At 61.2% G+C, this 17949-nt stretch carries 15 protein-coding genes; 9 read left to right on the forward strand and 6 right to left on the reverse strand.

Annotation, left to right across the window (positions count from 1 at the left end):
• Nucleotides 1–177 precede the first annotated feature (177 nt).
• Nucleotides 178–810, reverse strand: coding sequence for a glutathione transferase (gene yfcF / locus ACOSV0_RS33345; protein ID WP_434111877.1), 633 nt, complete (start codon nucleotides 808–810; stop codon nucleotides 178–180).
• Between the two features lie 427 nt (nucleotides 811–1237).
• On the opposite strand from yfcF, the gene ACOSV0_RS33350 reads away from it, so the two are divergent.
• The gene (locus ACOSV0_RS33350; protein WP_434111879.1) at nucleotides 1238–2386 is read left to right on the forward strand and encodes an acyltransferase family protein; all 1149 of its coding nucleotides are present in this window, start codon (nucleotides 1238–1240) and stop codon (nucleotides 2384–2386) included.
• A gap of 88 nt (nucleotides 2387–2474) precedes the next feature.
• On the opposite strand, the gene ACOSV0_RS33355 is transcribed toward ACOSV0_RS33350, so the two are convergent.
• A complete protein-coding gene (locus ACOSV0_RS33355) occupies nucleotides 2475–3344 on the reverse strand; it encodes a LysR substrate-binding domain-containing protein (protein ID WP_434111880.1) in 870 nt (289 codons plus the stop codon).
• Nucleotides 3345–3599: 255 nt separating this feature from the next.
• Between ACOSV0_RS33355 and eno the strand changes: the two genes are divergently transcribed.
• The 3 genes from eno (at nucleotide 3600) to ACOSV0_RS33370 (ending at nucleotide 7606) form a co-directional block, all read left to right on the forward strand.
• Complete coding sequence (gene eno, locus ACOSV0_RS33360) at nucleotides 3600–4898, forward strand: phosphopyruvate hydratase (protein ID WP_434111882.1); 1299 nt, start codon at nucleotides 3600–3602, stop codon at nucleotides 4896–4898.
• Between the two features lie 288 nt (nucleotides 4899–5186).
• Nucleotides 5187–5708 (forward strand): PH domain-containing protein, encoded by a 522-nt coding sequence (locus ACOSV0_RS33365; RefSeq protein ID WP_434111884.1) that lies wholly within the window; start codon nucleotides 5187–5189, stop codon nucleotides 5706–5708.
• Nucleotides 5709–6208: 500 nt separating this feature from the next.
• Nucleotides 6209–7606, forward strand: coding sequence for a hypothetical protein (locus ACOSV0_RS33370; protein WP_434111886.1), 1398 nt, complete (start codon nucleotides 6209–6211; stop codon nucleotides 7604–7606).
• Nucleotides 7607–7768: 162 nt separating this feature from the next.
• Here ACOSV0_RS33370 and ACOSV0_RS33375 read toward each other — a convergent pair whose 3' ends face one another.
• Nucleotides 7769–8383 (reverse strand): TetR/AcrR family transcriptional regulator, encoded by a 615-nt coding sequence (locus ACOSV0_RS33375; RefSeq protein WP_434111888.1) that lies wholly within the window; start codon nucleotides 8381–8383, stop codon nucleotides 7769–7771.
• A gap of 83 nt (nucleotides 8384–8466) precedes the next feature.
• Here ACOSV0_RS33375 and ACOSV0_RS33380 point away from each other — a divergent pair, with 83 nt between their 5' ends.
• The gene (locus ACOSV0_RS33380) at nucleotides 8467–9606 is read left to right on the forward strand and encodes an MBL fold metallo-hydrolase (protein WP_434111890.1); all 1140 of its coding nucleotides are present in this window, start codon (nucleotides 8467–8469) and stop codon (nucleotides 9604–9606) included.
• A 145-nt stretch (nucleotides 9607–9751) separates the two neighbouring features.
• Here the strand turns inward: ACOSV0_RS33380 and ACOSV0_RS33385 are convergent, their stop codons facing one another.
• Nucleotides 9752–10483 carry a GntR family transcriptional regulator gene (locus ACOSV0_RS33385; protein ID WP_434111891.1) on the reverse strand — a complete coding sequence of 244 codons (732 nt, stop codon included), beginning with the start codon at nucleotides 10481–10483 and terminating at the stop codon, nucleotides 9752–9754.
• 165 nt (nucleotides 10484–10648) lie between these two features.
• Between ACOSV0_RS33385 and pcaB the strand changes: the two genes are divergently transcribed.
• The 3 genes from pcaB (at nucleotide 10649) to ACOSV0_RS33400 (ending at nucleotide 14447) form a co-directional block, all read left to right on the forward strand.
• Complete coding sequence (gene pcaB, locus ACOSV0_RS33390; protein ID WP_434111893.1) at nucleotides 10649–12019, forward strand: 3-carboxy-cis,cis-muconate cycloisomerase; 1371 nt, start codon at nucleotides 10649–10651, stop codon at nucleotides 12017–12019.
• A 34-nt stretch (nucleotides 12020–12053) separates the two neighbouring features.
• Entirely contained in the window at nucleotides 12054–13469 is a 1416-nt protein-coding gene (locus ACOSV0_RS33395; RefSeq protein WP_434111895.1) for a cation:dicarboxylate symporter family transporter, read from the forward strand.
• A 138-nt stretch (nucleotides 13470–13607) separates the two neighbouring features.
• The gene (locus tag ACOSV0_RS33400) at nucleotides 13608–14447 is read left to right on the forward strand and encodes an alpha/beta hydrolase family protein (RefSeq protein WP_434111897.1); all 840 of its coding nucleotides are present in this window, start codon (nucleotides 13608–13610) and stop codon (nucleotides 14445–14447) included.
• Between the two features lie 76 nt (nucleotides 14448–14523).
• On the opposite strand, the gene ACOSV0_RS33405 is transcribed toward ACOSV0_RS33400, so the two are convergent.
• Nucleotides 14524–15027, reverse strand: a complete 504-nt coding sequence (locus ACOSV0_RS33405; RefSeq protein ID WP_434115971.1) for a hypothetical protein — start codon at nucleotides 15025–15027, stop codon at nucleotides 14524–14526.
• Nucleotides 15028–15125: 98 nt separating this feature from the next.
• On the opposite strand from ACOSV0_RS33405, the gene ACOSV0_RS33410 reads away from it, so the two are divergent.
• Nucleotides 15126–16064, forward strand: a complete 939-nt coding sequence (locus tag ACOSV0_RS33410; RefSeq protein ID WP_434111899.1) for a LysR family transcriptional regulator — start codon at nucleotides 15126–15128, stop codon at nucleotides 16062–16064.
• Nucleotides 16065–16135: 71 nt separating this feature from the next.
• Here the strand turns inward: ACOSV0_RS33410 and ACOSV0_RS33415 are convergent, their stop codons facing one another.
• The gene (locus ACOSV0_RS33415; RefSeq protein WP_434111901.1) at nucleotides 16136–17887 is read right to left on the reverse strand and encodes an IlvD/Edd family dehydratase; all 1752 of its coding nucleotides are present in this window, start codon (nucleotides 17885–17887) and stop codon (nucleotides 16136–16138) included.
• Nucleotides 17888–17949: the final 62 nt, after the last annotated feature.

The following is a 17949-nucleotide window of genomic DNA, read 5'->3' on the forward strand; positions in this document are numbered from 1 at the left end:
TCGCCTCGCTAGCGGAACGGTCAGAATGCGGTCCACAGGATCCATGGAACCGGCTGCCGACGATTCTACTTGCTTCAAGTGTGTCTCAGCGAACGTCGGCTTTTTCGAGCGGCCTTTCCATTCAAACGGCGGGCGTTGACGACGCATTGGGCCCGCTCGCCGCCGATTCAAAGCTTTTCATAGCGGCGGCCGATTCAACCCAACCCAAAGTTGAACAGACGGTCTTTGCCACTGGTGCTTCGCGTAGTCGGCCAGCCTTGGCGGCACAGCGTCACCGTTCAGAACGAGACGGTTGAGCATGAGCGCGAGGTCCACGTCTGCGATACACCACTCGTCAAAGAGATTCAACGCGCTGCCGGCGAGGAGTGCCTCGCAAGCGGAGAATAGTTTCTCAGCCGCGGCGCGTGCCGCATCAGAAAGCGGCGCCGCGGAGGCCCCGTAAAACACGACCTCGGTGGAACGCTCCTGCCTGATCGGCATCAGATCGCTACGCAACCAGGCCTGGACCTGACGTGCTCGCGCGCGACGGCACGGATCTGCCGGATACAACGGCGTGCCAGGAAAAACTTCGTCGACGTACTCGGTTATCGCGGACGACTCGGACAAAGCGAAGTCGTCGTGAACCAGCGTAGGCACGCGCTGCGTAAGCGAGCTGGCAGCGTAACCAGGTTCGCGGTTCGCATGCCTGTTCAAGTCGACCGTTAAAAGCTCGAATGGCAAGCCCTTTTCGTGAAGCGCCACAAAGGCGGACATTGCATAGGGACTCGCGAATTGAGCATCGGCGTAGAGGCGCAGACTCGTTGACGGCAAGGTATTCTCCTGTTTGCACACGGCATTCGATATTCGTCGCGGGCGCGACTGATAGGGCCCTCGCATTACTGACCGCTTTCGGCCCGCGTTCGTTTCAAACATCACTCTCCGTTTTTATTATCGACGATCCTGATACGGACGAACAAATCGGCGAATGCGGGAACGGAAAACATCGAAATGAAACTACCGCACGGGTAAAGTCCCCGTCATGCCGTTGCGCCCATAACGTATTCACTCGCCTCGCGGCGCAGCAATGCCGTTCAAGCCCAATCACACTGCCTCCCGCGCCTCGATCGTGCACCGCATGCGGCATCCACAAGGCATTACGAACATTAATTTCCCTAATTTTTTTCGATTTTTGTCGGTATTTTTGTTGCTTAACGCAGAGGTAAGATCGTCGCTGCCTGAATAGAAGAAGGGGCAAAAAATGGCGATCACCTTGAATCTGTCAGCGTCCGCAAGTCTGAACAAGTCCCTGAAAATAGACGCCATTCGATTCCTCGCGGCTGTCTGGGTCTTGATGTATCACTTTCGTCCGCCCGCGTTTAAAGAACTTCTGCCCCATCGGCTTGCCTCCCTGGGCGGCGCATTGTGGTCAGGATCGACAGCGCTGTTTGCGGGTCCCGCTGCCGTCATCGTGTTCTTCGTCATTTCCGGCTATTGCATCCACAACGCATATCAAAGAGATGTCACGCTCAAGCCGATCAACTATTACGCGTCCAGATTCATCCGTATCGGCTTGCCGCTGCTCATCCTGCTGTGCCTCGTTCAACCATTGCCGACGGGACAAAATTATCTGGAGTCCGTGCTGTGGTCGCTTTACTGCGAGATGATGTATTACGCCGCTTATCCGATCTTGCGCCCACGGTTTCGCTACATCGGCGAAATGATCGTTGGCTGCACGCTTGCGGCAGGCGTGATGGTGGCCGTGGTTCGCCTGGCAGGACACCCGGTTTGCCACGGTTGCGTGATTGAGACGTATGGCGTTCCGGGTACGGCCTTACTGTATGCGGCGGGATGGATCTTCGGCTGCCTGATCGCGGAAATCCAGCGCAATGCGGACCAGTTCCATGTTCGTGGTGCGTATTCGCCGCTCACCATGATGATCAAACGCGGCCTTGATCGGAGTACGCATTACCTGTCGAGCCATCTGGTCGCGCTGAGAGTGACGGTTGTCGCGGCCGGGGCGGCCGTGATGATTTTGTTGTCCGAATCGAATCTCAAGCCGGCAATCGTGCCGTTGATTACGCCCGACATCACACTCCCGCTATTTCAGTTCCTCGCGGCAATCTGGATCGCAGCGGAGACGGCCACTCCGTCCCAAAGCAGCGTTTGGTCCCGGCTGGCGACTTTCGGAGCGTGGTCCTACAGCCTCTATCTTTGCCACAAGATGGCGCTTGCCCTTCTGGAAATGACTGGATTCGACGATACATCGCGATTCGCATGGTTCGTCCAGGTGGCGTTGGCGTTCGCCATCAGCTATGCGTTTTACCGGATGATCGAAAGGCCTTCGCATCTGATTTCCCAGCGACTGCGGAAATACACGCCGAACGCACCGGCTGCGCCGGCTGCTTAAGCCGGGCCTTTGCGTTCATGCTGCACTCTCCGGATCGAAATCAGGCATAAGGCGGCTATCCGATGGAACAGCCCATCGCATAGCTGTCTTAGCTTGCGTCCTTATATTCAAGCCGGGCGCGTAGCCACGATGTGAATTCATCGAGATTCCTGGGCAGCGTTCGACCCGCGGCCGGCAAAGCCATCAATCTGAAGGGAAGCTGAACAAATCCCCACGGCGCCACCAGCAGCCCTTCGTCCAACTCCCGTCTTATCAGCCGTTTCTCGACAAGCGCTACGCCGAGGCCAGACAGCGCCGCCTCGATGCACAGGTGCGTATGGGGAAACGTAATCTGGCCACCGGTGCCAATTCGGGTGCCCGTCTGCGCCTCCCAATGCGTCCATGCACTCGATGTGAAGTCGTGCGCGATACGTGTCCCCGTGGTTGCCGACTTCCTGTAGCCGGGCGTGCATACCGGCCCAAATGCAACAGGCGCCAACGGGATCGCACGGGAACGGTCTGACTCCGGATACGAAGTGAGATCCCACGCAATGACAAGATCGGCGCCTTCGGTCCTGATCTCTCGCGCCGAAGTCATGGACAGGCGAATACGGATGTCCGGACGCGTGCGATAGAAATCCGCCAGGTTCGGCACCAGCCAACGCATGGCAAACGTCGCACTGCATGCCACGTGCAGGCCCGAGCCCTGCACCTGAGCCTGCAACCTCGCGTAGCCGTGCTCCAGTTGCTCGAACACCGAGCTGACGAGCACATAGAGGTCCTGCCCGTGCTGATTCAGCTTCAAACCCGTGCCTTCCTTGTCGAACAGCGCCGAGCCGACGTGCTCCTGAAGCAGCTTCAGCTGACGGCTCACAGCGCCATGGGTTCGAAACAGCTCTTCAGCCGCCTTGGTCACGGAACCGTTCCTGGCCGTTGCTTCGAACGCGCGTAGCAAAGATAGCGGAGGCAATGTGCGCACTTCAACAATCCCTTCGTTAAATAAACTGACCAAGTTCGCAATAAAACTCGGTTTTCGAATGCTACACAAGTGCGTATCTTCGCACTCAGTGAAAATTACTTCCGGTACCAATTCAACGCTATGTTGCGAGAAATTTCAATTTATCAAAATTTCCGCTTCGTCTTTCCGTAAATCATTCGGGCATTCATTCAACGGATATACGCCAATCGCGTTTGTCCGGTGGGACAGTTTTTCTATCGTAAAGGAGCTCAAAAGATGAGCCGGATCGCGCAGGTCATGGGTTACGAAGTCCTCGACAGCCGTGGCAATCCCACGGTTGAAGTGGAAATCATGTTGGACGATGGTTCGAAAGGCCGGACGACGGTACCGTCCGGCGCTTCAACTGGGGAGCGCGAAGCCGTCGAGATGCGGGACAACGACCCCGCCCGCTATCTGGGCAAAGGCGTCATGACGGCCGTCAATGCGGTCAATACCGAACTGCGGGATGCGCTGCTCGGCATGGACGCAATGGATCAACGCGACATCGATAAAACCATGATCGAGCTCGACGGCACCGGCAACAAGCAGCGTCTCGGTGCGAACGCGATTCTCGGTTGCTCGATGGCCGCAGCGAACGCCGCGGCCGCTTTCAACCGGATCTCGCTGTTCCGATACCTTGGCGGGTTGCAGGTGTCGGTCCTGCCGGTTCCCATGATCAACATCATCAATGGCGGCGCACATGCCGACAATCCGCTCGATTTCCAGGAATTCATGATTCTGCCGATCGGCGCGACCTCGTTTGCCAACAGCGTGCGCATGGGGGCCGAAGTCTTTCATACGCTTCGTGGAGCGCTCAAGCGCGCGGGTTTCAATACCAATGTCGGGGATGAAGGCGGCTTCGCCCCCACGTTGCGCACCGCCGAGGAAGCGCTCGACCTGATTGCCGGCGCAGTCGAAAAAGCGGGTTATAAACCCGGCGTCGATATCGCGCTGGCGATCGACCCGGCTTCCAGCGAGTTCTTCAGCAACGGACGCTATGTTTATCGCGGCGAGGGCATTGAGCGCAGCATCGAGGAACAAGTCGATTATCTGGCGAGGCTGGTGGCCGCGTATCCCATCATTTCCATCGAGGATGGCATGGCCGAGAACGATTACACCGGCTGGCAGTTGCTGACGTCCCAGCTCGGCGCGCAATGCCAGCTCGTCGGCGACGACATCTTCTGCACCAACGAGCGCCTGCTTCAGGATGGCATCGACGCATCCATTGGCAACTCGATACTCGTCAAGATGAACCAGATCGGCACGCTCAGCGAAACGCTGGCAACCGTCGGCACGGCCCAGCGCGCCTCCTACAGCGCGGTCATCTCACATCGCTCGGGAGAAACCGAAGACGTCAGCATTGCGGACATCGCCGTCGCGACAAACGCCGGTCAGATCAAGACGGGATCGCTGTCCCGCACGGACCGCACCGCCAAGTACAACCAGTTGATCCGTATCGAGCGTGAGCTGGGCTCGCAGGCAACGTTTGCCGGCGCGGCGCCGTTCGCGGCGCGTCGCGGACGGCCTGCGCCGTAAAGGCTATACTGGGCACACCGTCGGCACGTAGCCGTGCCGCGGCGACCTGAAAATAGTGGCGTGCGATTTGACTACGCTTGTTTCCGTGACCGACGCGTCGAAGATGCGTCGCACCGTCTCCAAACGTTTGAAGCGTGTCCCGCCAGGCCGGCGCACAGGTGTGCCCGGCGCAAGGGACATGACATTGTCGCCGGCCAGCAGTCAGTTCACCGCGCGCAACCGAATCAGGCAACGCCGCCTTTTTGGACGGACGAATAGAGCCGTGGATCAGAAAAAAGGATATGTGCGATGGCCAATCAAGTGATTTTCAGCGGTGCGCCGTCGCAGGCCTGTAACCTTCCGGCACTCCTGAAGGGTGGCGCCGTCATGGCAATGATCGGCGCGATACATGTTTGCGCGTCGAACGCTTTCCCGTTTCAGTGGCATGTGCTGCTTGCACAAGCCGGCGCGGTCCTGATCGGTGTCAGCTTGCCGTTCGTCAAGACGGCGTTCACCCGAATCGTCATCGATACCGCACGCATTACCTGGACGCAGGGCATTCTGCATCGGCGTGCGTCGATTCTCGAGCTTTCCCGGATTCAGCACATCACGTCGATCCAACCCTGGTGGCAGCGTTTGTTCGGCACCAGCACGCTCATCCTGATGACCGACGATCTGGCGCACCCTGTGAGGCGTTTGCCGGCCATCAGGGACGCGGACCATCTCCGCAAGTTGCTTGACGAAGCGATCGCTGCGCGTCGCGAACGGCTTGCTCCCGTCAACACGTATGATCCAGACGCCCCTGGTTATTCTCAGGCCCGCAGTGTTTGAACCGGTTCAGTTCTAAACGCGAGTTTCCAACGCGCGATCTGATAGATCGGACTCCGTATTATGACGGTGCCGTCTTTTGTCTGAACTATACGTGCAGCGCGAAATGAAGCAGTAACGTTACGTTCGACGTGGCGGGAACACGTAACACCTATCGCGTAACACGCGCCGCGCGTTGCCGTAACGGCACGCCGCACTTCACCCGCTCCATCCGTCCTGCAAGACCCACGCTTCTCCGTCCCGCGCGCCATTCAATTCCAGCACTTCGTGCCACGCTCCATCGCCGGTGCGTTGGCTCAGAACTTGCAGCTATCGACTGCCCGAGCGAGCCATATTCGAGCACGGCGCTACCGCACCGGCTCTAAAACTAAACGAAGGCGACGCGCACAAACGCGACGTCGGGCACGAAGCATCGTTTCTGAAAGACCGATCAGCGGTTTTCCGGGGGCACTGATTACACCTTTGACCAATCAGGACGCGATTTCATCGCGAAAGGACTAATCATGGCTCCCTTCAAACACACTCTTGTTGCATCGGCGAGCGCACTCCTATGGTGGTCGTTAGCCACTTCGTGTCAGGCTGCAGACGTCACGTCCACACCGCCTGCCTCGTTCATGCAAGGCAGCGGATTGACTACCACCGGGCAACCGGGATCGGGATTCACGTGGACGGGCGGCGGCCTTCCCAGCGGATGGACCAGCAGCGGTTCGGGTGTTAGCAGCGGCTCCGGTTTTAGCGGCAGCTCGTCCTGGGGCGGCGTTTCGGTTTCCGGCTCAGGGTACGGCGGCGGTTTTGCGGGCGGTGGCATTGGCGGTTACGGTGGCTCGGGTGGTTACGGTGGTGGCGGTTACGGCGGCTCGGGCGATGGAAACGGTGGTGGTTCTGGAGACGGCGGCCACGGTGGTTCGGGTGGTTCGGGTGGTTCGGGTGGTTCGGGTGGTTCGGGTGGTTCGGGTGGTTCGGGTGGCGGGTACGGCGGCGGCTCCGGAGACGGCGGCCACGGCGGTTCGGGCGGTTCGGGCGGTTCGGGCGGTTCGGGCGGTTCGGGCGGCTCAGGCGGTTCGGGTGGATCTGGTGGCTCAGGTGGCGGGTACGGCGGCGGCTCCGGAGACGGAGGCCACGGCGGTTCGGGTGGTGGCGGATACGGCGGCGGCCCTGGAAACGGTGGCCACAGCGGCTCCGGCGGCTCCACTGGGGGAACAGGTTCCGGCAACGGCAGCGGCAATCAGACCACCAGCGGCCTTCTTGACCCGATCCTGAACCTGGTCGTCAACGTCGGCGCGGTCAGCGTGCCTATTGTGCCGATCACCCTGGGCAACAACAGCGGTAGCGGAAACGGCAACGGCGTGGGCAACGGCACAACCGGTGGTTCACGAGGCGTGACAGGCGGATCGGGCGGACATGACAGCAGTGGCCTGCTGGCACCTGTGACAGCGTTGCTCGGCGGACTGTCAGTGGGCTCGGTGGGCAGCAACTCGCAAGGCAGCAGCGGCCCGCTCGCACCGGTTACCACGCTACTCGGCGGACTGACCGGCACCTTGGGCGGCGGAACCTCACAAGGCAGTGGCCCGCTCGCACCGGTTACGACGCTGCTCGGCGGACTGACCGGCACCTTGAGCGGCGGCACCTCGCAAGGCAGCGGCCCGCTCGCACCGGTTACCACGTTGCTCGGCGGACTAACCGGAGTCCTGGGAGGCGGCACCTCGCACGGATCGTCGAACTCCGCGACCAGCCCGACAGCCCCGCTGACCAACCTGGTCGGTACCGTAGCCGGCACGCTTACCGGCGTACTCGGCGGCACAAGCGGCAGCTCGTCTCCGCTAGCTCCGTTGACGAACCTGCTCGGCGGCCTCACAGGTGGACTCGGCGGCAGCAGCAGCCCGCTCACACCCAAGCACTAACCCGTAGCGCGAGGTGCCCCTCGGGGCACCTCTACCCGACTTCAGATGTTTTGCAATGAGCAGCGGCCACTGCGCGTTCCCGACGACTGCGCTTGCACAACTCGCACGCTCAGAAGCGGCAACGAGCGAGGAACCATAGTCAGAACGCCCGTCGCCAACCAATCACGCATAGCGCGCAAGAAACATATCGGCGGCAGATTCCGCGACGTGCCTTTGTTCATCCGCGCTAAGAGTCGGCTGGCCCATCGTCACCTGCGGCCAGAAAGCGAACGCTTTCACCAGGCTCTGCAATTGCTGCGAGGCGAACACCGGGTCCGACGTCTTGAGGCGGCCATCGGCAGCGGCCGCGCGAATCCATACCGTCAGGTCTTCCTCGCGTTCGCCCATGCGCGCCACCATGTCGCGCGCCCGCTCCGGCGAATGAATGCCCGCGGCAATCGCAACGCGCGCGAGGGATAGAAACGCCTCGTCATTCAGGAGGCTCAGCTTCTTTAACAGAAGCTGCAGCAACTGCGCGCGCAACGGATGCACGGCGGAATAAGCCGGCGCCGCCTCCGTGTCACTCGACTCCCACAACTGCCGCAGGATCGCGGCGAACAGTACTTCCTTACTCGGAAAATGGTTGTAGACCGTACGCTTCGAGACGCTCGCGCGCGCTGCGATGCGGTCCATGCTGGTCGCGTCGAAGCCGGCCGCGAGAAATTCTTCGATAGCGGCCTCAATGACGGCGGCGCGTTTGCGGTCGGTCAGACGCAGAGGAGTATTGCTGGTGTCCATCGTCAAATTTTACACCGGGGAGTTTACTTTTCTCGAAAATAATCTACACTCAACAGTCTACTTTCTGTTTCGAGGCGGTTTGCATGACATCGTTCACCGGTTCTATTCGCCGCGCCTTGGGCCTGACGGCCGCGCGACGCGGGCGTGAATCGTTCGACACGTCGGCTCAGCACGACGGCGAGCGCTTTCGTAACGTCAAACCGCGTCCTGTCGAAGGAATCGGCAAGACCTTGAGCATCGTCTGGAATATCTTGCTGAACAAGCCGGACGGCACGGTGCCGGCGGCCGCCCTGCCCGTGGACGCACTGTCGCGTGAACAGCTCGAAGCCGCGCCTGATCGGAGCCTGTATCGCCTCGGGCATTCGACCATGCTGCTCAAGCTGCGCGGTCAGTTCTGGCTGACGGACCCGGTCTTCGCTGAACGGGCATCGCCGTTCCGGCGCTTCGGTCCAAAGCGCTTTCATGCGCCGCCCATTGCACTCGAAGATTTGCCGCCGCTGCGCGGCGTGATTCTGTCGCACGACCACTACGACCACCTGGACCGCGAGACCGTGCTGACGCTCGCCGCTACGACGGGCGTGTTTCTGACGCCGCTAGGTGTCGGCGACCGCCTGATCGAGTGGGGTATCGACGCGTCGAAGGTCCGCCAGTTCGACTGGTGGCAGAGCGTCGAGGTCGACGGCCTGGCATTCACGGCTACCCCGGCGCAGCATTTTTCCGGCCGGAGCCTGTTCGACGGCAACAGCACCTTGTGGGCCTCATGGGTCATCGTCGACGACGCTTTGCGCATGTTCTTCAGCGGCGACACGGGCTACTTCGATGGATTCAGGACCATCGGCGAACGGCTGGGTCCCTTCGATGTGACGCTGCTCGAAACCGGCGCCTACGATGCCCAATGGCCGTACGTGCACATGCAACCCGACGAAACGGTGCAGGCACACGTCGATCTGCGCGGCCGCTGGCTGGTGCCGGTTCACAACGGCACGTTCGATCTGGCGATGCATCGCTGGCAAGAACCGTACGAACGCGTGGTCGGACTCACCGCCGCGCGCGGCATTCAGCTTGCGACGCCCCGCATGGGAGAACGGCTGAATCTGGATGCGCCGCACCGCGGCGGGAAGTGGTGGCGCGAGGTTGCGGAGCGTGTTCAGGAGCCCGTAACGCCACTGCGGCGCTTTGGCGGCTGGCTGTCCTCGTGCAACGGTAAGAACGAACACGCTTAGGCACCGACGCCCGCTGCGAGTCTGGTCTCGAGTCCCGGAATCTGTCCGGTCGAGAACGTTGAGATCGGCAGCGGGCATTTCTTGATCGCGGCGAGCGCCATGCTCGCGCGATGCAAATTTGTGTCCCTGATGGTGATCGCCGGGTCTATGCGTCCGAGCGCTTCAGCCGCATAGACACCGAAAAACGCTCCGCCGGATGGACACTGATCGACACCTCGAACGTCTCGCCCGCGGAATCGAGATAACGCCGTACGATCTCGAGCGCCGCCGTGCCCTCCTCGGCCTTCAGCCTGTGCCCCATCTCCTTTGAAATCAGCGCGCCGCGCACGTCCTGCTGGATCTCTGCAATGCAGCGGCCATAGCGCGCTTCGATCAATGCACTGATCAACGTATCCGGTTGCGTTCGCGCGGCCTCCGCGACCTCCGTGTAAGCCGGGTCGATATACACATCCGTCCAGCCGACTGGCGGACTCTCCCTGTCGCCGTCGATTCGCAGGCTCGACACACGTAGCCATCGCGAACCGTTCGCACATTTCAGCGTCTTCGCAAGCTTGCCGGTCGCGACGATTTCCTCCGTCGACTGCACCAGACGCAAGTGCTCGGAGCCGAACTGCACCACGTCGTCCACCGACGCAAGCGACGGCCTGAAGTCGTTTCTCGGCTGCGCGGACTCGACGCGCGTACCCGCGTTCTTGCGACGCGACACCAACCCCAACTGCTGCAATTCATGCAACGCGGCGCGCACCGTATGGCGGCTCGTCTGGTACTGATCGCGCAGTTCCAGTTCGGTCGGGAGTACCGAGCCGACCGGATAACGGCCGGATGCAATGCCTTCGGTCAAGTCGCGCGCGATATCGGCGAAGTGCGGTCTGTTCATCTCTTTTGCGGGTGGGAATCGTGTTTTTGGGACGCCAGGGTAAATCATAGCTTGTTCCATATGTTCGAACATATTAAGTTTACATATGTCCGGACATATTGACAAAGGACCGTTTCCATCAGGCCTTCATCCCGTCCCCTTTTTCCGCATTTTCAAGAGGTCGCAATGACGAACCGCACTATCCCGATGGCCAGCACCGTGGTCGACTCCATCCTGTTTCGCGATGCCTTCGGCACTGCGAGGATGCGCGCGCTGTTTTCGGATTACGCGCTCGTGCAGCGCTATATCGATGTTGAAGTGGCGCTGGCGAAAGCCGAGGCACGCGTCGGCGTGATTCCCACTGAAGCCGCCGAGGTGATTGCGCGCGAATCCAGTATCGAGCGCATCGATTTCGACCATATGCGCGAGGAGACCGACATCGTCGGTTATCCGATCCTGCCGCTCGTGCACCAGCTCGTCGAGATGTGTGGCGAGGCCGGCCGGTACGTCCATTGGGGCGCGACGACGCAGGACATCATGGATACCGCGGTGTCCCTTCAGGTGCGCGACGCGCTCGACGTGATCGACGGCGACATACGCGAATTGCGCGCGATCCTCGCCGGTCTGGCGAAAAAACACCGCGACACGCCGATGGCCGGCCGCACGCATTTGCAACAGGCGCTGCCGGTCACGTTCGGCTACAAGGTCGCGATCTGGCTGGCCATGTTCGACCGGCATCAGGAACGCCTCGCGCAACTTCGCCCGCGCGTGGCCGTCGTCGAATTCGCAGGTGCGGCGGGCACGCTCGCCTCGCTCGGCGACAAGGGCTTTGAAGTACAGAAGGCGCTGGCCGAAGAACTTAAGCTCGGCGTACCCGCCACGACCTGGCACGTGGCGCGCGACGGTTTTGCCGAGGCCGTGAACCTGCTGGCGCTCGTAACCGGATCGCTCGGCAAGATCGCGTTCGACATCATGATCATGGCCTCGACGGAATTCGCCGAAGTGTATGAGCCGTTCGTCAAAGGTCGCGGTGCGAGCAGCACGATGCCGCAAAAACGCAATCCGATTTCCAGCGAGCTGATGCTGGCCGCGGCCAAAGCAGTGCGCCAGCATGCGGGCTTGATGGTCGACGCGATGATCCAGGATTTCGAGCGCGCAACCGGCCCGTGGCACGCCGAGTGGATCGCGATTCCCGAGAGCTTCATCCTTGCGGCCGGCGCGCTGCATCAGGCGAAGTTCGCCCTCGGCGGTCTGATTGTCGACACCGACCGCATGAAGCACAACCTCGGCATCAGCAAAGGGCTGATCGTGGCGGAGGCCGTGATGATGGAGATGGCGCCTTTCACCGGCCGCCAGCAGGCTCACGACATCGTCTACGACGCTTGCCGCACGGTGAACGAGCACGGCGGCACGCTCGCCGACGCACTGGTTGCCCTGCCGGCGGTGACGGCGCATTTCGACCGCGCGGCGATCGAGCGGATGACCGATCCCGCCAACTACCTCGGCCTCGCACCGCGCATGGTGGACCGCGCAGTAGAGCTGTCGAGCGATCTCTAAACGCGTCCGCTCACAAGACGTGGAGGAGCACACGATGAATCACGCAAATGCATCACGCGACGAAGCGATCGTCGCCCCGTTAAAAAAGCGGCCGTGGTATCGCAAGCTGGGCATGCAGGTACTGCTCGCGCTGGTATTGGGTATCGCTGTCGGTCTGCTGTTCCCGAAGTTCGGCGCTCAGTTGAAGATACTGGGCGACATCTTTCTCTCGCTCATCAAAGCCGGCGTCGCGCCCCTGGTGTTCCTCACCATCGTGCACGGCATTGCATCGGCCGGCGACGTGAAAAGCGCCGGGCGGGTCGGCTGGCGCTCGATCGTCTATTTCGAGGTCGTCTCGACTATCGCACTGATGATCGGCCTGCTCGCGGGCAACCTGCTGCAAACCGGCAAGGGGATGACGTCCGTCGCGGTTGGCGCGGTGCCGGCAACGGCGGCCAAAGCCGCGCCGCAAGGTTTCACCGAGTTCGTCATGCATCTTGTGCCGGACAACTTCATCGGCGCCTTTGTCAAAGGAGAATTGCTGCAGGTCGTGGTGCTCGCCGTGATGGTCGGGATCGGCATTCTCGCGATTCCGGAGCGGCGACGCGTGAGAATCACCGAAGGGCTCGATCTCGTTTCCGAGGTGCTGTTCTCGTTCATCAATCTCGTGATGAAACTCGCCCCGCTCGGCACACTCGGCGCGGTGGCCTATTCGGTCGGAAGCAACGGCACCGCCGTGCTGATCGCGCTGGCGCAACTCGTCTTCAGTTTCTACGCGGTGGTGGTGCTGTTCATCGTCGTCGTGATGGGTCTCATCGCGAAGCTGGCCGGGTTCAGTTTGTGGCGCTTTCTGCGCTACATTAAGGACGAAATCTTTATCGTGCTCGGCACGGCGTCATCGGAAAGCGCGCTGCCGCGCCTCCTGATCAAGCTCGAAAGACTCGGTTGCGCCAAGCAGACCGTCGGGCTCGTCTTGCCGACCGGCTATGCGTTCAATCTCGACGGCACGTCGCTTTTCATGTCGATGGGCGTGATGTTCATCGCGCATGCGTACAACGTACCGATCACGCTGGAGCATCAGATCGGTTTGCTGTTGCTGATGCTGCTGACGTCCAAAGGCGCGGCAACGGTGTCCGGCGGCTCGTTCGTGGTGTTCGCCGCCACCGTCACCTCGACGGGCATTTTGCCGGTGGAAGGGCTCGCGATTATTTTCGGTGTTTACCGGTTCATGTCGATGGCCATCGCAACATGCAATACGATCGGCAACAGTCTCGCCACGGTGGTGATCGCCAGATGGTCGCGAACGTTCGACGCCAGCGTTGCAGAACGGCATCTGTATCCCGAGCGCTACCCGGAAACCGCGCGCGCGGATGCGAGTCTCGGGGACGGCAATCTGCTGCCGGAAGATATGAGCGATGCCAATCCGCATCCGGGTGGAATAACATTGAAGCGCGCAGGCACTTCGCAGTAATAGCGTCCGGGCAGCGAATGAGCGGGGTCGACTGAACCTTATCGCTGCTGCACTTTAGATCCAACTCACATAGGCTGCGAACGGAATAATCAGGGGGTCTTGAGAATGAGCGATCAGATATCGATACGAGTCAGATCTATGACCTGTCTCAGCAAAAGGCTCCTGAAACCGTTGCGTAAGTTTGCAGTCCCGGTCTGCGCGTTCGCATGCACGGTCCTAACCGCGTTGCCGGCGTATTCGGGTGAACTGTTGCAAGTGCCGGTTCGGGAGTCGCAGACTCAGGCAGTCTTCATCGAACAGCCGGCCGGCGCGCCGTCATGGGTCATCGTCCTGTTTGCCGGCGACGACGGCGTGATCGCCCTCGACGGGACCGGCCCGACGACAATGAAGGCAAATTTCGTCCTGCGGACCGCCAGATACTGGACTTCCGTGGGCGATGCGGTCGCTATCGTCGATACGCCGTCGGATCGATCGTCCGGCATGAACGACGCGTTCCGTTTAAGCGAAGCTCACGCTCAGGATCTACACGTCATTGTCGCTGCGCTCAGGCAGCGTTTTCCAACCGCGAAGATCGCACTGGTGGGCACCAGCCGCGGCACGATCTCAGTCGGCAATGTGCTCAAACGGGAACCCCGGCTCGCCGACGCGTATGTACTGACCTCGCCTGTCACTATCGGCATGCGTGGCGAGTCCGGGCTGTCGGGCATGCATTGGGACGTCGGCGCCACACCGGTCCTGGTGGTGTCGAACGAAAACGACGGATGCCAGGTTTCACCGTTCAACGCGGCCCGTGCGCTCGCCGAAGACAACCACCTGCAGTTCCTGGCGGTATCGAGCAACGAGCGCGGCCAGGGTCGCGCCGTTGAATGCGGCGCGCGGTCGCCGCATGGATTTCTCGGCATCGAGACGCAGGTGCTGTCCGCGATCTCACGGTGGCTCGACGATCCGGGTTCGGTTGGAACCGTGCCGCCGCATTAGCGGGTCGTTTTGACGCGGCCGTATGCGGCTGGCGCAAGCAGCTTGCGTGTCAGCAATGACACGACGTACGGAAAGATCAATAACTCCGGGCCACCTTGAGCTGAGGGCGCAACAGCAGATAGAAGGCGGCAACATGCGTAATCATCAGCACAGGCACGTAGATGACCGGAATCGCGTACGTAGCGCCAAATTCTGCCGCATGCGCAGGAAGGTCGGCCTGGATCGCGTGGAAATAGTCGACGATGAGGTCGATCACGCCCAGCAGATTGAAGGCAACGACCAACAACCAGAAGAGTGGGCGGATTCGTGTCGTGAGCAACGCCAGCATCGCCAGAATGCCCGTTGCGAAGTCACCATATGCGGCGAATTCGGCGAAGCTTGCTGGCAGAAGCGGACTGACGACACCCGGCAGAATGAAAACCAGCCCGAAGAAACGGAAGCTGTGCAAAGTGGCGATGGCGCGGTGCACGTCGAATGCGTCCATCGACTTGAACTTGGGCCAGACGTATACGCGCAGGCAAAGCAGCCAGGCAACGTACCCCAGAACGAGATGCAATTGGAAGACAAGTTCCTGTGACATGGTGCCTCCTGTGTCGACATCGGCGTGACGCTTCATCAGCAGGCGTAGGTGTACCATGGCCTCTCGCGAGTGACTATTCATCACAATGTTGACGGGCTATGAAGCAAAACTTCACAGTCAGACAGGGCGCGCTCGACGGCGTGGAAGTGTTCCTGAGCGTTGCCCAGCATCGCAGTTTTCGCCGGGCGGCCGCGGAACTCGGCGTGACGCCGTCGGCCGTCAGCCAGACAGTGCGTGTACTCGAAGCACGCATTGGCGCAACGCTCTTCATCCGCACCACGCGTAATGTCGGCCTGACCGAAGCCGGCGAGCGGTTTCTGTCGCGGGCCAAGCCTGCTTTCGAAGAACTTGTCGCGGCCAGCGATGTTGCGCGCGGACTTGGCCAGCGGCCCGCCGGATTGCTGCGTCTTTCAGTGCCGCGCGCGGTGGTGCCAATCCTGCTGGAGCCCCTGATTGCATCCTTCTGCCAGGCTTATCCCGAGGTCGAAGTGGAGATCGCCGCAAGCAAGGAGCTGATCGATCTTGCAGCTGAAGGCTTCGACGCAGGTATCCGGCTGGGTCAGTTCGTCGACGCCGACATGGTCGCGATACCGTTGACGCCACCGTTTCGTCTTATCGTCGTCGGCAGCCCTGCCTACTTCGACGGGCGCAGCCGGCCCACGCACCCGGACGATCTGCGCCAGCACGCCTGCTTGCGATGGCGCAAATCCAGCGGCGCGCTCGCGCTATGGTCATTCAACGACAATGGCGAGGCGGTCGAGATCGCCGTATCCGGTCCCCTCATCGCCCACGATTTTTCCACCATGCTTGGCGCGGCAGTCGAAGGCATGGGCCTTGCCCAGCTACCTGAGCCGATGGCCGCCGAAGGATTGAAAGCGGGAAAACTGGTGCACGTGCTGGAACCGTTCGCGCCGGTGATACCGGGCGTGTTTCTCTACTATCCAGGCCGCCGGCAGATCATGCCGAAGCTGCGCGCCTTCATCGATCATGTGAAGAGCCAGCAGGCCAGCCAGGGCAATGTCCCCGGTACACGATGACGATTGACGTGCAGGGTTGCGGGAACTCGAGCCTCAGCGGTTCATCACGCGCGCCGCAATGAAGGCTCGAGCTAACCCTTCGGCGTCGTATCGTGAATCCTGGCCGCGCGCAGAAAATCGAAATCGACGCCTTTGTCGGCCTGCAGCACCGTGTCGAGGAACAGTTTCCGGTAGCCGCGTTCGGCGCTCGGTATTGCCACGGGCGCGGCGGCTGCGCGACGTGCCAGTTCGGCATCCGATACAAGCAGCGCAATTTCGCGGGCGGCCACGTTTAGCCGGATACGATCGCCGTTCTGAACGTAGGCTAGCGGCCCGCCAACGGCCGCCTCAGGCGTCACGTGCAACACGATGGTGCCAAAGGCCGTACCACTCATGCGCCCGTCGGAAATACGCACGATATCTTTGACACCGGCACGCGCCAGCTTTTTCGGAATCGGAATATAACCGGCCTCGGGCATCCCCGGCGCGCCTTTCGGACCGATGTTTTTCAGCACCAGAATATCGTCCGCCGTGACGTCGAGGTCGTCAGAGTCGATGCGCTCGGCCATGTCCTGGCCGTTCTCGAACACCACAGCGCGTCCCTCGTGCTGCATGAGTCTGGCATCCGCGGCGGATTGCTTGATGATCGCGCCGCCAGGTGCGAGGTTGCCCTGCAAGACGGCAATGCCGCCTTGCGGATAAATCGGATCGGCGATGGTGCGCACCACATCCTGTTCGAAACCGGGACCGGCCAATTCGATCTCTTCGCCCAAGGTGCGCCCGGTGACGGTCATTGCGTCGAGCTTGAGCAGCGGCTTGAGTTCGCGCAGCAACGTCGCCATGCCGCCGGCATGGTGGAAGTCTTCCATGTAGTGCTGGCCGGACGGTTTCAGGTCCAGCAACACCGGCGTTTCGCGCCCCATGCGATCCAGCGCCTTCAGGTCGACGTCCAGTCCCATGCGGCCCGCAATCGCGGTCAGGTGCACGATGCCGTTGGTCGAGCCGCCGATTGCAAGCAACACGCGGATGGCGTTCTCGAATGCGTCGGCGGTCAGGATCTTGTCGATGGTCAGGCCGCTGCGCGCCATCCGCACCGCCTGGGCACCGGTCTCCTCGGCGATACGGATACGGTCGGCCGTCACGGCCGGCGGCGATGCGCCGCCCGGCACCGTCATCCCCAGGGCTTCGGCCACGCAAGCCATGGTGCTGGCCGTGCCCATCACCGAGCAGGTGCCGACGCTCGCCACCAGTTGGTTGTTCACGGCGGCGATTTCCTCGCTATCGATCTCGTCGGCGCGGAATTTGCCCCAGTAGCGGCGGCAATCGGTGCACGCACCCACGCGCTCGCCGCGGTGCGAGCCCGTCAGCATGGAGCCCGTGATCAACTGGATGGCGGGAATATTCGCCGATGCAGCGCCCATCAACTGCGCCGGCACCGTCTTATCGCAGCCGCCGATCAGCACGACTGCGTCCATCGGCTGGGCGCGGATCATCTCCTCGGTATCCATCGACATCAGGTTGCGCAGGTACATGCTGGTCGGCTGCGAAAAACTTTCGTGGATGGAAATGGTCGGGAAATCCATCGGCAAGCCGCCGGCCAGCATCACGCCGCGCTTGACTGCCTCGATCAATTGCGGCGCGTTGCCGTGGCACGGGTTGTAGGCGCTGCCGGTGTTGCAGATGCCGACAACCGGACGATCCAGTGCTTCGTCGGTATAGCCCGCTCCTTTGATGAATGCTTTGCGCAAGAACAGGGAGAAGCCGCTGTCGCCATAGTTGGTGAGACCCTTACGGATCCCGGTGGCCGGTGCGGCGGACGAATCTTCTGGTTTGGTCCTGGACATGGAGAAACCCGGCATAAAATGAATGAAAAAGCAGCATAGCCTGGCGGGAGGCTGAAGCTGAT

Origin of the sequence: Paraburkholderia caffeinilytica, assembly GCF_051027425.1 — a bacterium.
Lineage (GTDB): Bacteria > Pseudomonadota > Gammaproteobacteria > Burkholderiales > Burkholderiaceae > Paraburkholderia > Paraburkholderia caffeinilytica_A.

Coding starts and splice junctions, on each gene's coding strand:
- ACOSV0_RS33350 (WP_434111879.1), top strand. CDS start 1,238: ATGGCGATCACCTTGAATCTGTCAGCGTCCGCAAGTCTGAACAAGTCC.
- eno (WP_434111882.1), top strand. CDS start 3,600: ATGAGCCGGATCGCGCAGGTCATGGGTTACGAAGTCCTCGACAGCCGT.
- ACOSV0_RS33365 (WP_434111884.1), top strand. CDS start 5,187: ATGGCCAATCAAGTGATTTTCAGCGGTGCGCCGTCGCAGGCCTGTAAC.
- ACOSV0_RS33370 (WP_434111886.1), top strand. CDS start 6,209: ATGGCTCCCTTCAAACACACTCTTGTTGCATCGGCGAGCGCACTCCTA.
- ACOSV0_RS33375 (WP_434111888.1), bottom strand. CDS start 8,383: ATGGACACCAGCAATACTCCTCTGCGTCTGACCGACCGCAAACGCGCC.
- ACOSV0_RS33380 (WP_434111890.1), top strand. CDS start 8,467: ATGACATCGTTCACCGGTTCTATTCGCCGCGCCTTGGGCCTGACGGCC.
- ACOSV0_RS33385 (WP_434111891.1), bottom strand. CDS start 10,483: ATGAACAGACCGCACTTCGCCGATATCGCGCGCGACTTGACCGAAGGC.
- pcaB (WP_434111893.1), top strand. CDS start 10,649: ATGACGAACCGCACTATCCCGATGGCCAGCACCGTGGTCGACTCCATC.
- ACOSV0_RS33395 (WP_434111895.1), top strand. CDS start 12,054: ATGAATCACGCAAATGCATCACGCGACGAAGCGATCGTCGCCCCGTTA.
- ACOSV0_RS33400 (WP_434111897.1), top strand. CDS start 13,608: ATGACCTGTCTCAGCAAAAGGCTCCTGAAACCGTTGCGTAAGTTTGCA.
- ACOSV0_RS33405 (WP_434115971.1), bottom strand. CDS start 15,027: ATGTCACAGGAACTTGTCTTCCAATTGCATCTCGTTCTGGGGTACGTT.
- ACOSV0_RS33410 (WP_434111899.1), top strand. CDS start 15,126: ATGAAGCAAAACTTCACAGTCAGACAGGGCGCGCTCGACGGCGTGGAA.
- ACOSV0_RS33415 (WP_434111901.1), bottom strand. CDS start 17,887: ATGTCCAGGACCAAACCAGAAGATTCGTCCGCCGCACCGGCCACCGGG.